This is a genomic window from Sphingobium sp. FG125 (assembly GCF_057809795.1).
On record NZ_JBMDKQ010000008.1, the window covers coordinates 78,661 to 92,039 of the forward strand.

General features: G+C 64.5%; 14 protein-coding genes. 8 read left to right on the forward strand and 6 right to left on the reverse strand.

What is annotated here, in order from left to right; translation table 11 throughout:
• The first annotated feature begins 94 nt into the window (after positions 1–94).
• The 8 genes from ACODSR_RS09800 to ACODSR_RS09835 all read left to right on the forward strand — a co-directional run bounded on the left by ACODSR_RS09800 (position 95) and on the right by ACODSR_RS09835 (position 8,987).
• On the forward strand, positions 95–529 hold the full coding sequence (locus ACODSR_RS09800; protein WP_489075977.1) for a CoA-binding protein: 435 nt from the start codon (positions 95–97) through the stop codon (positions 527–529).
• Between the two features lie 38 nt (positions 530–567).
• Positions 568–2,835 (forward strand): molybdopterin cofactor-binding domain-containing protein, encoded by a 2,268-nt coding sequence (locus ACODSR_RS09805; protein WP_489075979.1) that lies wholly within the window; start codon positions 568–570, stop codon positions 2,833–2,835.
• A complete protein-coding gene (hemH, locus tag ACODSR_RS09810) occupies positions 2,832–3,842 on the forward strand; it encodes a ferrochelatase (RefSeq protein WP_489075980.1) in 1,011 nt (336 codons plus the stop codon). Before ACODSR_RS09805 ends, hemH begins: the two co-directional genes overlap by 4 nt.
• An 18-nt stretch (positions 3,843–3,860) precedes the next feature.
• The gene (phbB, locus tag ACODSR_RS09815; protein ID WP_489075982.1) at positions 3,861–4,583 is read left to right on the forward strand and encodes an acetoacetyl-CoA reductase; all 723 of its coding nucleotides are present in this window, start codon (positions 3,861–3,863) and stop codon (positions 4,581–4,583) included.
• Entirely contained in the window at positions 4,583–4,879 is a 297-nt protein-coding gene (locus ACODSR_RS09820) for a ribbon-helix-helix domain-containing protein (RefSeq protein WP_489075984.1), read from the forward strand. Before phbB ends, ACODSR_RS09820 begins: the two co-directional genes overlap by 1 nt.
• Positions 4,880–4,941: 62 nt before the next feature.
• Complete coding sequence (locus tag ACODSR_RS09825) at positions 4,942–7,344, forward strand: TonB-dependent receptor (RefSeq protein WP_489075986.1); 2,403 nt, start codon at positions 4,942–4,944, stop codon at positions 7,342–7,344.
• 176 nt (positions 7,345–7,520) lie between these two features.
• Positions 7,521–8,288 (forward strand): energy transducer TonB, encoded by a 768-nt coding sequence (locus ACODSR_RS09830; protein WP_489075988.1) that lies wholly within the window; start codon positions 7,521–7,523, stop codon positions 8,286–8,288.
• 15 nt (positions 8,289–8,303) lie between these two features.
• A complete protein-coding gene (locus tag ACODSR_RS09835) occupies positions 8,304–8,987 on the forward strand; it encodes a Fe2+-dependent dioxygenase (RefSeq protein ID WP_489075990.1) in 684 nt (227 codons plus the stop codon).
• A 127-nt stretch (positions 8,988–9,114) separates the two neighbouring features.
• Here ACODSR_RS09835 and ACODSR_RS09840 read toward each other — a convergent pair whose 3' ends face one another.
• The 6 genes from ACODSR_RS09840 to ACODSR_RS09865 form a co-directional block, all read right to left on the reverse strand.
• Complete coding sequence (locus tag ACODSR_RS09840) at positions 9,115–9,468, reverse strand: hypothetical protein (RefSeq protein WP_489075992.1); 354 nt, start codon at positions 9,466–9,468, stop codon at positions 9,115–9,117.
• Positions 9,465–10,334, reverse strand: coding sequence for an FAD:protein FMN transferase (locus tag ACODSR_RS09845; RefSeq protein WP_489076185.1), 870 nt, complete (start codon positions 10,332–10,334; stop codon positions 9,465–9,467). Before ACODSR_RS09845 ends, ACODSR_RS09840 begins: the two co-directional genes overlap by 4 nt.
• A gap of 98 nt (positions 10,335–10,432) precedes the next feature.
• Complete coding sequence (locus tag ACODSR_RS09850; protein WP_489076187.1) at positions 10,433–11,311, reverse strand: DUF4198 domain-containing protein; 879 nt, start codon at positions 11,309–11,311, stop codon at positions 10,433–10,435.
• A 12-nt stretch (positions 11,312–11,323) separates the two neighbouring features.
• Positions 11,324–11,848: a DUF2271 domain-containing protein gene (locus ACODSR_RS09855; protein ID WP_489075994.1), complete on the reverse strand. Its 525-nt coding sequence runs from the start codon at positions 11,846–11,848 to the stop codon at positions 11,324–11,326.
• A 13-nt stretch (positions 11,849–11,861) separates the two neighbouring features.
• On the reverse strand, positions 11,862–12,506 hold the full coding sequence (locus ACODSR_RS09860; RefSeq protein WP_489075996.1) for a PepSY-associated TM helix domain-containing protein: 645 nt from the start codon (positions 12,504–12,506) through the stop codon (positions 11,862–11,864).
• 119 nt (positions 12,507–12,625) lie between these two features.
• Complete coding sequence (locus tag ACODSR_RS09865; RefSeq protein ID WP_489075998.1) at positions 12,626–13,366, reverse strand: FadR/GntR family transcriptional regulator; 741 nt, start codon at positions 13,364–13,366, stop codon at positions 12,626–12,628.
• Between the last annotated feature and the right edge of the window lie 13 nt (positions 13,367–13,379).

Below are 13,379 nucleotides of genomic sequence, written 5' to 3' on the forward strand. Positions count from 1 at the left end.
CATTTGCCGGGAAATGTGCGAAGTTAAGCGATCATTCTCCAACATTGGGAACGCCTCGCCTCCCGCATCGTCATAGCCGCAAAGGAGAGAACCCATGCCGCTGACCGCCCCGCAGGACATCGCCACCCTGCTCAATGAAACCCGCACCATCGCCCTGGTCGGCATCTCCGACCGCCCCGACCGCGCCAGTTACCATGTCATGCAAGTCCTCCAAGACCATGGCTATCGCGTCCTGCCGGTCAACCCGCAGATAGCGGGCGAGCATGTCCATGGCGAATTTGTCTGGGGCCGCCTGTCCGACATTGGTGTCCCCATCGACATGGTCGACATCTTCCGCAACAGCGCCGCTGCTGGCGAAGTCGTGGACGAAGCCATCGCCGCCGGGGCCAAAGCGGTCTGGATGCAGCTGGGCGTCATCAACGAAGCCGCCGCCGCCCGCGCCGAAGCCGCTGGCCTGAAGGTCGTGATGGACCATTGCCCGGCGATCGAAATCCCCCGCCTCGGCATCGCGCCGATCGCGGCGGAATAACGCTTTCCAGCCCGCGCCTGCCTCTCTATCAGGCGGCTATGGCCCGCTTCCCGCGCAAGAAAACAGACCGGATCAAGGGCATCGACCGGCGCACGCTGCTGGTGGGCGGTGGCGCTGCGGCGGGCCTGCTCATCGCCTGGGGTACATGGCCGCGCCGCTACGCGCCCAACCTCAATGCAGCGCCCGGCGAAACGATCGTCAACGCCTTCCTCAAGATCGACCGGTCCGGCCAGATCATCGTCATCGTGCCGCAGACCGAAACCGGGCAGGGCGTCACCACCATCCTGCCCCAGATCGTCGCTGACGAGCTGGGCGCGGATTGGCGCACCGTCGCGGTGCAAAGCGCGCCGATCAGCCCGCTCTACGCTAACACATTGCTGGCCCGCGACTGGCTGGCGAGCGACTGGACCCGGCTGCTGGGTGACGCTGGCGACTGGGCGCTCGGCCAATATGCCACCCGCAACGCGCTGATGCTGACCGGCGGCGGCACATCGGTCCCGATGTTCCACGACGCCTGCCGCGACGCCGGGGCCGCCGCCCGCATATTGCTTTGCAAGGCCGCAGCGGCAAATTGGGACATCCCCTGGGAAAGCTGCGACATCCAGAACGGCCTCATCTCCGATGGTGGCGACCGGCGGATGAAGATCGGCGATGTGGTCGCAGAGGCGGTAGGCTTCGACCTGCCCGCCATCCTGCCGTTGCGGCAGGGGCAGGACGGGCGCCTTTCGGGGCAGGACCTCCCCCGGCTCGACACCCCGTCCAAGATTGACGGCAGCCATAATTTTGCTGCCGACATCCGCCTGCCCGACATGGTCTATGCCTCGATCCGGCAGGGGCCGATCGGCGACGCGACCCTGGCCGGGCTGGACGAGCGGTCCGCCAGCAGCGTCACCGGCTTCCTCAAGCTGATCCGGCAGGACCGCTGGCTCGCCGCCGTCGCGACCAACTGGTGGGCCGCGAACAAGGCGCTCGACCTCGCCGACCCGATCTTCACCCTGCGCGGCACCCCCGTCAGCACCGCGACGATAGATGATGCGCTGGAGGCGGCCTTCTCCAGTTCATCGGGTCGTCGCCTCTATGCCCAGGGGGATCTGCTCCCGGTATTCGAGGGCGCGACGATCCTGGCCAGCGAATATCAGGTCGATGCCGGGCTGCACCTCGCCCTCGAACCGCTCTGCGCCACCGCCCGCGTGACAGACGATGGCGCAGAAATCTGGCTGGCAACGCAAGCCCCCGGCCTCGCCCGCGCCGCCATCGCCGATGCGCTGGACTTGGCCGAAACTGCCGTCACCCTCTATCCGCTCCATGCCGGTGGCAGTTTCGGACGCAAGATGGATTGGGACGCGGGCGTGCAGGCGGCCTTGATCGCCCGCGATATGGGCCGCCCGGTGCAACTGCTCTGGTCGCGGCTGGAGGACGTCATTCACGACCGCCCGTCCGCGCCCGCCCATGCCCGCATGGCGGCAAAGCTGGGTCGCAACGGTGCGATCGAAGGCTGGCTGGCCAAGGTCGCGGCCCCCTGCGCCATGACGCAAACCTGGGCGCGCATCGCCGACGGGGCGCCGCCCCATCAGGCAGCCGTCGATAGTGCAGACAAGGCGACCCGGCTTGCGGTCGCAGGCATGGTGCCGCCCTATGCGATTCCCCACTGGGCGGTCGATCATTATCCCTGCGACGTTGGCTTGGCCCTCGGCTTCACCCGTGGCAACGCCCATCTCCACGGCGCCTTCTTCACCGAAAGCTTCGTGGATGAACTCGCCCATCTGGCGGGGATCGAGGCGATGTCCTTTCGCATCCAGATGCTCGGCGGCAATCCGCGCCTCGCCCATTGTCTGTCCAGCGCCGCCGCCATGGGCGGCTGGCAGGGCGGGATAGCGGGCAGCGGGCAGGGGATCGCCACCCATATGATGAACGGGGCCTATGGGGCCGTCATGGTCGAAGCCGCCATGCGCGGCAACCGGCTGAGCGTCGGTCGCATCATCGCTGCCGTCGATGTCGGCGATCAGGTCAATCCCGACATCGCCCGGCAACAGATTGAGGGCGGCCTGATCTATGGCCTTGCCACTGCCATGGGCGCGTCCGTTCCCTATGAGCGCGGCCTGCCGACCCGCGCGATCCTGGGCCGCATGAACCTGCCCCGCCTCGCCGACATCGGCGAAGTGACGGTGGAACTGATCCGCAGCACTGCGCCGCCCGCTGGCGTGACCGATCTTGCCGCGCCGCTGGTCGCGCCTGCCATCGCCAACGCCCTGTACACATGGACAGGTCAGCGTTTGCGCAGCCTGCCGCTACTGGGAAGCTCATGACCCTGCCACCAGACCATCCCGCCATCCCCGCGCCCAAAGTGGGCGTCCTGCTCATCAACCTGGGGACCCCCGATGCGCCCGACGCCAAATCGGTCCGCCGCTATCTCGCCGAATTTCTGTCCGACCGGCGCGTCGTCGAAATCCCGCCCTTGCTGTGGCAGCCGATCCTGCGCGGCGTCATCCTGACCACCCGGCCCAAAAAATCCGCCCATGCCTACAGCCAGGTCTGGACCGACCAGGGATCGCCGCTTGCCTTCCACACCCGCGACACCGCCCATGCGATGCAGGCGGCGATGGGCGATGGCGTGATGGTCGACTGGGCGATGCGCTACGGCAATCCCTCGATCGCCTCGCGCCTCGCCGCGATGAAAGCGGTAGGCTGCGATCGCATCCTCCTCGCGCCGCTCTATCCGCAATATAGCGGCGCGACCACCGCGACCGCCAATGACGCCGCCTTCGCCGCGCTCAAGGCGATGCGCTGGCAACCGGCCATCCGCACCCTGCCGCCCTATCATGACGACCCGGCCTATATCGCGGCGCTGAAAGTCTCGATCGAGGCCAGCATCGCCGCGCTCGACTTTACGCCCGACGCCTTGCTCGCGAGCTTCCACGGTATGCCCGAACGCACATTGCATCTGGGCGATCCCTATCATTGTCAGTCGGTCAAGACCGTCCGGCTGCTGCGCGAAACGCTTTCGCTACCGGTGCATATGAGCTTTCAGTCGCGGTTCGGCCGGGCCAAATGGCTGGAGCCGGAAACCGAAGCGACCCTCGCCAAACTGGTACAACAAGGTGTCCGAAACATTGCCGTAGCAACGCCCGGATTCTCGGCGGATTGCCTTGAGACACTAGAGGAAATTGCCCTGCGCGCGAAAGATGTTTTTTTGTCCGAAGGGGGTGAAAATTTTGCCTATTTGCCCTGTCTAAACGCCTCTCCGACGGCTATCACTCTGTACCAGAGGCTGTTGGGCCGCGAGCTTTCGGGCTGGATCAACCAGCCCGGTTAGTCAGGGAAGGATGCGCATATGTCGAGAGTAGCGATCGTGACGGGCGGAACACGCGGCATTGGGGAGGCGATCAGCCTGGCGTTGCGCGACATGGGCTATACCGTGGCGGCCAATTATGGCGGCAATGATGCCAAGGCGCAGGCCTTTACCGAAGCCACCGGCATCGCAGCCTTCAAATGGGATGTGGGCGACCATCGGGCCTGCCTTGATGGCTGCGCGGCGGTCGCGGATGCACTTGGTCCGGTCGATATCGTCGTCAACAATGCGGGCATCACCCGCGACGGCGTGCTGGCCAAGATGAGCTTTGACGACTGGAACGAAGTCATGCGCATCAACCTGGGCGGTTGCTTCAACATGGCCAAGGCGACCTTTGGCGGGATGCGCGAACGCGGTTGGGGCCGGATCGTCAATATCGGGTCGATCAACGGCCAGGCCGGCCAATATGGCCAGGTCAATTATGCCGCCGCCAAATCGGGCATCCACGGCTTTACCAAGGCGCTGGCGCAGGAAGGCGCCAAGGTCGGCGTCACCGTCAACGCCATCGCGCCCGGCTATATCGACACCGACATGGTGGCCGCCGTCCCCGCGCCGGTGCTGGAAAAGATCGTCGCCAAAATCCCTGTCGGTCGTCTGGGTCAGGCGCATGAAATCGCGCGCGGCGTTGCCTTTTTCTGTAGCGAGGATGGCGGCTTCGTGACCGGCAGCACGCTGTCGATCAACGGCGGCCAGCATATGTATTGATGATGAGCGGCGACGCCATGGACGGGCCGGATGGCCCCTTGGCGTCGCCCTTCGCCCCGCCGGTCAAGCGCAGCGTGACCATTGCGGGGCATCAGACCGCGATCAGCCTGGAACCCATTTTCTGGGACGCGCTGTGCGACCACGCCCAGCGTGACGGCCTGCCCATCAACGCCCTCATTGCCCGCATCGACCTTGCCCGCATGGGCGCACCCGATCCGCCCAATCTCGCCAGCGCGATCCGCTGTTGGCTCTTCGCACGGGCAGGTTGCGACAAAGATAATAATTATTCTCAATAGCGTTGACTCTGAGAAGGGTTCGCAATAGCAGCTTCCCCAACATCAAAGGGGATTTGCTGCATATGTCCAACTCACTGTCGCGTTCGTCTTTCCTTGCTCTCGGCTGCGTCGGCGCCATGGCCTTTGCGACCGGCGCCCACGCCCAGGAGACTGCGGCTCCCAAGCTCGGCGGCATGACCGTCACCGACACCGCGATTGATGAATCGGCGGTCAAGGTCGAGAAGGCGGAATCGCCCAAATATGTGCGCCCGCTGCTCGACACGCCCCAGACGATCACGGTGATCGGCAACCAGACCATCCGCAAGCAGAACCTGCTGACGCTGCGTGACGTATTGTCCACCATTCCGGGCATCACCTTTGGCGCGGGCGAAGGCGGCGGCGGTTATGGCGACAGCATCAACCTGCGCGGCCAGAGCGCGAACACCGATATCAGCATCGACGGCGTCCGCGACAGCGCGCAATATAGCCGCACCGACCCCTTCAACGTCGAACAGATCGAAGTGACCGGCGGCGCAAACTCCGTGTTCGGTGGTTCCGGCTCGATCGGTGGCAACATCAACATCGTGACCAAGCGGCCGACCGGCAATGACGAAACGCTGCTCCAGGCGGGCGTCGGCACGTCCGACTATTATCGCGCGACCATCGACAGCAATGTCCGCGTCTCCGACTTCATCGCCGTGCGCCTCAACGCCATGTATCATGAAAATGACGTGCCAGCCCGCGACGTCGATCGTTACGAGCGCTGGGGCGTCGCGCCATCGGTCAAGTTCGGCGTCGACGGCCCGACGTCGCTGACTTTGCTCTACACGCATCAGGAGGACAAGAATACGCCGCTCTATGGCGTGCCTTATTACAAGAATGCCCTGTATGACGGCCCGCTGCCCGGCGCGATCTACAGCGGCTATTATGGCTACAAAAATCTGGATCGTCAGGATCAGACGATCGACCAGGCCACCGCCATCTTTGACCATCGCTTCAGCGACCTGCTGGCTGTTCGCAACCTGTCGCGCTGGCAGCGGGTCGAACAGAAGCTGATCGTCAATCCGCCCCAGGGTGCCTTCTGCCTTGCCAATGGCCAGACCCCCACGGGGCTGGCCTGCGCGGCCGGGCAGGTCCCCGGCACCTATTATCCCAGCGGCCCGCGCGGCGGCTATCGCAATTCCGTCAATGACACGCTGTACAACCAACTCGACCTGACCTTCACGATTCCCGGTGGCCATTCGCTGGTGTTCGGCACGTCGATGTTGCAGGAAGATTATGCGCTGGATAACGGCAATGTCCTTCGCAATGCGGGCGGCGCGCTGCCCAACCCTGTGCTGGACCCGATCAGCATCAGCAACCCCAACGCCATCTACACCGGCCCGGTCAACGCGATCCGCACGGGCCATCAGGATGGTGACCTGTTCAACGTCGCGGCCTATGCCTTTGCCGCGGTCAAGATCGTCGATCAACTCGAAATCAATGGCGGCGTCCGCTACGAACATAATCGCGCGCGCTTCCGGTCCGACACGATCGCAACCCCGGCAACCGGCGGTGCCTACACAACGGGCCTGGCACAAAATGCGACCGACAATCTTTTCTCCTACCGGATCGGCCTGGTCTACAAGCCGGTGGAGAATGCCAGCCTCTATATCGCTTATGGCAACAGCAAAAATCCCACGGCGACTACGGTTCGTGCTGGCTGCGGCCTTGCGGCAGCGGCCAACTTCAATGCCGACCCGTGCGAGGCGAAGCCTGAACAGGCCGTCAATTACGAGATTGGCGGCAAGATCGACCTGTTCGACGCCAAGCTGCAACTGACCGCTGCTCTGTTCCGTAACGAACGGACCAATTATCGCGTTACCAGCAACGACCCTTTCATCGGCACGCTGCCCGTCAACGACGGTCGTAACCGCGTGGATGGCCTCACGCTGGGTGCGTCAGGCAACATCACCGACGCTTGGACGGTCTTCGCCAACTACACCTATCTGGATACCAAGGTGATCCAGAGCATTTCTGATGCGTGCATCGCCAATCCCGGTCCACGCAGCGTGACCAGCGGTACGCCACCGGTAACGACCATCACTAATCCCTGCGGAAATAATGCTGTGGTGCTTGACCCCCAGGCGGGCCAAGAAATGACCAATAACCCCAAGCATTCGGGTAGCCTGTGGACTACTTACACACTGCCATTCGGCTTGGAAGTGGGTTACGGTCTGACCTATCAGGGCAGCTTCCTGCTTAACAATCGGGCACTTGTGACGCCGCTGATTCCGGGCAGCACCGCGATCGCTCCAACCTATCGCTCAAACTCTTTTGTAACGCACCGCGCAATGCTGTCCTACCCGATCACGGAAAAGTTCAGTGCGCAATTGAACATCCAAAACTTCACCAACGAGAAATATTATACCAGCATCCGCAACAATGGCTGGGCCAATCCCGGCGAGGGCCGCTCCTGGGTGCTGACCCTGGGCTACAAGCTGTAACATCAAACCCTGTTCCCCCGGCATCAGTCCCTTGCCGGGGGTAGCGGACGGGCGGCGATACACTCCATCCTCCTCGGGTCGTCGCCCGTCCCACCTTACGTAAATAACGCAATTGATTCGCATTATGGTTCGCGTTATCGAGGCGGTGATCGGGTCAAGGGAAGGAAGGCGCTGCCATGCTCCATGCTGCAAGTCGGCCAGCCGACGATCTCCTGCCCGACCTGACGCATGATAATGTTCGCCCGTCCGTCATCGACATTGCCAGATCGCAGCCGCCACAGCCTGCTCCTGGCCGCTACGGCGCGCGCTCACGCCCCAACATCCCCGTCATCGCAGCCATCCTGATCCTGCATATCCTGCTGATCGGCGCGCTCATCCAGATCCGCAGCCATGTGCAGCGCGTGCAGGAGGCCAAGCTTACGGTGGTCAACCTCTCGCCACCCCCGCCACCGCCATCGGCAGAAACCCCGCCACCGCCGCCCTCGACGCCCGAAATCGTCGCGCCCCCGCCAATCGTCCAGACGCTGGTGCCGCCGGTCCAGACCGTGCAGACGACGCCCGATCCGGTGCCAGTGCCGACGCCGCAACGCGCTGTCGTGGCAACGCCCACCCCGTCACCCGCTGCTGTGTCGCCAGCACCCCCCAGCCTGATCCAGGGCGGCGACCTCAGCGCCCAGATGATCGCGGGCAAACCGCCACGCTACCCCATCGAAAGCCGCCGCAAGCGGGAACAGGGGACGGTCGTGCTGACCCTGACGCTCGGCATTGATGGCGCGGTCGATAGCATTGCCGTGTCGCAGAGCAGCGGCTTTGCCCGGCTGGACGAGGCGGCGCGCGATGCTGTGCGCAAATGGCGCTGGTCGCCGGTCGTCCGCAATGGTCAGCCGATGCGGGTCAAGGGCGTGGTCGAAATCCCCTTCGTCCTGCGCAGCGACGCGGCCTGAAACGCGGCACCAATCATGCTCATTGCCATTCCCGACCTGATCGACGCCGCCGGTGTCGCCGCGATCCGCGCCCTGATCGACGGCGCGGAATGGGTCGACGGCAACATCACATCCGGCCCGCAATCCGCGCTCGCCAAACGCAACCTGCAATTGCCGGAGGAGGCACAAGCCGCCAAACAGGCCGGGCAGATGGTGCTGGATGCGCTGGGCCGATCGCCCCTGTTCATCGCCGCCGCGCTGCCGATCAAGATATTCCCGCCCTTGTTCAACAGCTATGCGGGCGGGCAGGCGTTCGGCGTCCATGTCGATAATGCGGTGCGGATTCAGGCAGGGACGGGTTTTCGCGTCCGGTCCGACCTGTCGATCACCGTCTTTCTGGAAGAGCCGGATGCCTATGATGGCGGCGAACTGACGATCGAAACCAATTTCGGGGTGCAAAGCGTCAAGCTGCCCGCGGGCCATGCGGTCCTCTACCCGTCATCGTCCCTCCACCGGGTCGAACCGGTGACGCGCGGGCGGCGGGTGGCCAGCTTCTTCTGGCTCCAGTCGATGATCCGCGACGATGCCGCCCGGCAAATCCTGTTCGACCTGGATCGCAGCGTGCAGGAACTGGGTGCGCAACTGGGGCAGCAGCATGGCGAAGTCATCCGCCTGACCGGCATTTACCACAACCTGCTGCGCCGCTGGGCCGAAAGCTGACGCGAAGGCGAAATGTCTTTTCCTTGATCCGTTCGTTTCGAGCGAAGTCGAGAAACGGGGCGCACAGGTTTCTCGACTTCGCTCGAAACGAACGGCTGGTGGGGCTTCAAACCGAAGCCATCAGGTCCTAATTACCGTCGGCATCAACCATGAACACCATCGGCTTGCCGCGCGATGCCGGTTCCCATCCCGCCAGCAAGGCCGCACGGATGCCTCTGGCGATAATGGCATCGTTGATCTGGAGGCGGCCCCGCTGCAAGCCCTTGAGCAGGCGCTTGGGCGGCGGAAATTCCAGCACCGCGCCGCGCTGGCAATCCTGCTGCGACAGGGCGACGGTCATGCCCTTCCAGCCTTCGGCATCACTCCATTGCGGCTCGCGCCGGAGTTCCCATTCATATGTGTCCCCATCGACGGAGACGGTCCCGGCCAGATTTTGCATGAGGGTCGCATAGCAGCCTTGCGCCAGCACACCACCCTTCATTCCAGCATGGCGGCCAGCGCCGGTGTCATATATTCCTGCGCGCCATCGTGGGTCCGCAGCACCAGCCGGGCGGGCAGGGCGCGGCGGGTGGCCAGCGTCATGCCTTGGTCCGCCCCCAGCACGGTGATCGCGGTGGCCCAGGCGTCGGCCCACATGGCGCTGTCATGCAGCACCGTAACCGAAGCGACCCCCGCCGCGATGGGTGCGCCACGCGCCGGGTCTATGCTATGCGACAGCCTAGCCTCGCCATCTATGCGGAAGCGGCGATAGTCGCCCGATGTCGCGACCGACAGGCCACATAGCGCGATCCGCAGCACGGGAACGGCAAGGCCGGGCGGCGGCTCGACATCGACCCACCATGGCTGCATGTCGGGCTTCACCCCTTCGCCACGCAATTCCCCGCCGATTTCGATCAGGAAGTTGGCAACGCCCATCGCGCGTAGCTCCGCCGCAACGGCATCGACCGCAAACCCCTTGGCAATGCCCGAAAAATCGAGCGCAACATCAGCGAGACGGCGGGCCTTTTCACCCTCCAGCGCAATCGCCTGCCATGGCGAACGGTCAAGCCGCGGCGCAGGGCGGGGCAGGCTGGCGGGCCCAAAGCCCCATTGATCGACCAAATGGCCAATCGCGGGATCAAACGCACCGTCCGATAGCTGCGCTATCTCCAGCCCGACGCGCAGCACGCTCAGCATGTCCGGCGGCAGTGTCATCCATTCCCCCACCGGCGCGCGGTTGAAGCGGCTGATGGCGGACTGTGCCTCCCAATTGCTCATCTGGTCGATGATGCGGGCCAGCACATCCTCGATCACGGGGAGGCAATGGGCGGGCGGACCGACCAGTTGGGCGGACCAACTGGTCCCCATGGTCGGCCCGCCCAGCGTCACGATACGACCCGTCCGCGCCCGTCCCACAAACTGGTCGGGCGACAGGTCGGGCGGGATCGCGATACGGATGGCGGCGGTCAGGGTGCGAGCACTTCCAATGTGCTGACATAGGCCGCGCGCCGCTGCGGCGGGCCAGCCGGGCGGGCAGGACGCGGCGCGGGGGCTGCGCCCGGTGCGCCTGCACCCGGACCACCCGGCGCGCCACCTTCACGACCACCGCCGACACTGGCGTTCAGCCAGTACATGCCCGGTTGCGGCCAGGTGATCGCGACCTTGCCGTCCTGATCGGCGATCAGGTCCATCTGGCCCAGCGCGTCGCGATAGCGGATGCCGCCGGGGATGACGGTGACCTTCAGGCCCGACGCAGGCTTGCCGTCCAGCAGGAACTGGAAGGTCGCCGTCTCGCCCGACACCAGATCATTGGGGTGGGTCACCGGGACCAGTTCGATGCCCGATCCTGTCGGCTTGAATATGCCGGTGCTGGGCGCGCCCAGCGTCACGAAAATCTCGTTGCGATTGGACGCTTCGGCCACCTGCACATCGGTTGCACCCGCCGGGATGACGCTGGCCAGCTTGTCCTTGGTCGTGCCACGCGGCAGCCGTTCCTGCTTGCCGTTCAGCATATAGCTGCCCATCACATTGGTTGATGCGCTGCCGATACGGTAGGTGCCGGGCTGGGTCAGATGCACGTCGAAGGTGGAGCGATATTTGCCGGTCGCGGCATTTTCGATTTTGCCTGCGCTGCCATCCGGCTGGGTCACGACAATGCCGTCCGTCCGCATCGGCACATGCTCGAAATAGAAAAGGTCGTTGGAGACAGCGGCATCGACGGTGGTCCAGCTTTCGGTGCCGGACAGGGTGGTGGAGGATGGCATCATCCACTGGCGGTGCGCCTGCGCGGCGGCGGGCAGCATCAGGGCGGCCAAGGCGCCCGCGATCATCAGTCTGGCTTTCATCATCCTATCCCTTTATTTGCTGAAATTCAGGGCGACGGTGCCCAATTCTGCACTGCCCTGCGCCTTGACGCTCGCGCCGGGCTTTGGCGGCCAGGCGAAGGGCAGGCGTACGACTTCGCGCCCGCCGACTTCACGCGCGGCCTCCACGATCAGTGTGTAATTGCCGGGGCTGAGCGCACCGAGCGGCCCTTTGCCAGCCACGAAGGCAATCTTGTTGTCACCCGGCGCGCGGGTCGCGCCAGTTACGCCATCGGCCGGAAAGCTCATCGTCCGGCCCGATGCGCGCCACCATTGCCGCACGTCGCGCAGCCATTTGGTGCCTTCGCCCTTCTTCATGTCATAATCATACCAGACCGACAGGGTGCGCGGGGTCGCGCCCTCCTTCTCGACCCAGATCGCCACATAGGGGCGGTGATATTCGGCGACCGACAGGCGCGGGATGCCGACCGTCAGGTTGAGCGTTTGAGCGGCGGCGGGCGCCGCCATCGTCCCCAGCGCGGCAGTGCCGGTCAGCAGCAGGCGATAGCTGATCTGCATGGAAATATTCCCCTTAATGGATGAAGATGATGGCCAGCACCGCTGGCAGGGCCAGGCCGATGGCGACCAGTGGCCAGGTGCTGGGGCGCTTCTTGGCGTGCAACTGGAGCAGCAACAGCCCGGTCAGCGCGAACAGGAAACAGGCGACCGAGAAAATGTCGATAAACCATTTCCACACCGTGCCGGTATTGCGGCCCTTGTGCAGATCATTGAGGTAGCTGACCCAGCCCCGGCTGGTCGCCTCGCTCGTCACTGCGCCGTCATTCCGGTCGATCGAGACCCAGCCATCGCCGCCGGGGCGGGGCAGGGCCAGATAGATTTCGTCCGTGGACCATTCCGCCTCGCCCGTCCCGCGCTGGCCGACCGCCTTTTCAACCCAGGCCGCGACCGGCGCTGGCAGCGGCTTTTTGGCGTCGGGCGCATCGTCGGGGGCGATCAGCTTGCGCAGGTCGGCGGGCAGGGTCGCGCTCTTCTCGATCGTCTGGGGCGATCCTTCGACATCGGCGGCGTGGTTGAGCGTAATGCCGGTGAAAGCGAACAGCAGCAGGCCGATCAGGCTGACGGCCGAGCTGATCCAGTGCCAGCTATGCAGCTGCTTGAGCCAGAAGGATTTGGCGCTCTTTTTTTTCTGCTGCTGAATGCGGGCGGTTCCGTGCATCGGAAGGGGGACTGGTCCTGCGAGAATGGGTGTCGATCGCATACCGCGAACGATTCGCAATTGCAAACGAGTCGCAGGAAGAAATTTGTATCAAAATGTATGGGGCGGCAAAGCGCTGGTCAGTTGTTGCCGTTCGGCTCCGCCAGCGCGATGTCCATGTCCGCCAGCGCCAGCCGCAGCAGTTCCGCCATGGTCGCCCGCGCCGCCGCCGTGTCGCGCGCGGCGATCGCCTGAAATACGGCGCGATGATCGGGCAGGGGATCGCGTGGCAACAACTTCTTGCGATGCTTGAAGGTTGTGGTCCATCCCACCGCCGCACCCACGGAACTGGCCAGTGCTTCCAGCGCGTCATTATGGGTCGCGGCCAGGATCATATTGTGGAAGCGCTGGTCGGCAGCGCGGCCTTCGGGGTTGGAGAGGCCATAGCGGCCCATTTCGGCGAGCGCCGCCTCCATCACCGCCAATTGCTCGTCGGTGCGGCGGCGCGCGGCGAATTCCGCTGCGGCTGGCTCGATCACGCCGCGCAACTCGAACAGGTCGCGGATGAAATTCGCGTCCGGCTCGCCCGCAAACATCCAGGCGAGCATTTCTGGGTCCAGCACATTCCAGCGATTGCGCGGCAGGACGCGGGTGCCGGCCTTGGGGCGGCTTTCCAGCATCCCCTTGGCGATCAGGATGCGCACTGCCTCGCGATAGGCGGTGCGGGACACGCCCAGGCGGTCGGACGCCTCAATCTCGCCCTCGAACAATTCGCCGGGCTGGTGACGGCCGGTCAGGATAGCGGTGCCCAGATCGCGCGCGATCGTCTGGTGGATGCGCAGCCCGCACTCTTCCGATCCGACCTTGCGCCCGCTAGCCACTATTCCCGCTCCC

Excerpts from the sequence above, each read along its gene's own strand:
- phbB (WP_489075982.1), top strand. The coding sequence starts at position 3,861 with ATGTCGAGAGTAGCGATCGTGACGGGCGGAACACGCGGCATTGGGGAG.
- ACODSR_RS09805 (WP_489075979.1), top strand. The coding sequence starts at position 568 with ATGGCCCGCTTCCCGCGCAAGAAAACAGACCGGATCAAGGGCATCGAC.
- ACODSR_RS09860 (WP_489075996.1), bottom strand. The coding sequence starts at position 12,506 with ATGCACGGAACCGCCCGCATTCAGCAGCAGAAAAAAAAGAGCGCCAAA.
- ACODSR_RS09835 (WP_489075990.1), top strand. The coding sequence starts at position 8,304 with ATGCTCATTGCCATTCCCGACCTGATCGACGCCGCCGGTGTCGCCGCG.
- hemH (WP_489075980.1), top strand. The coding sequence starts at position 2,832 with ATGACCCTGCCACCAGACCATCCCGCCATCCCCGCGCCCAAAGTGGGC.
- ACODSR_RS09800 (WP_489075977.1), top strand. The coding sequence starts at position 95 with ATGCCGCTGACCGCCCCGCAGGACATCGCCACCCTGCTCAATGAAACC.
- ACODSR_RS09850 (WP_489076187.1), bottom strand. The coding sequence starts at position 11,311 with ATGAAAGCCAGACTGATGATCGCGGGCGCCTTGGCCGCCCTGATGCTG.
- ACODSR_RS09855 (WP_489075994.1), bottom strand. The coding sequence starts at position 11,848 with ATGCAGATCAGCTATCGCCTGCTGCTGACCGGCACTGCCGCGCTGGGG.
- ACODSR_RS09840 (WP_489075992.1), bottom strand. The coding sequence starts at position 9,468 with ATGAAGGGTGGTGTGCTGGCGCAAGGCTGCTATGCGACCCTCATGCAA.
- ACODSR_RS09820 (WP_489075984.1), top strand. The coding sequence starts at position 4,583 with ATGATGAGCGGCGACGCCATGGACGGGCCGGATGGCCCCTTGGCGTCG.
- ACODSR_RS09845 (WP_489076185.1), bottom strand. The coding sequence starts at position 10,334 with ATGGGGACCAGTTGGTCCGCCCAACTGGTCGGTCCGCCCGCCCATTGC.
- ACODSR_RS09830 (WP_489075988.1), top strand. The coding sequence starts at position 7,521 with ATGCTCCATGCTGCAAGTCGGCCAGCCGACGATCTCCTGCCCGACCTG.
- ACODSR_RS09825 (WP_489075986.1), top strand. The coding sequence starts at position 4,942 with ATGTCCAACTCACTGTCGCGTTCGTCTTTCCTTGCTCTCGGCTGCGTC.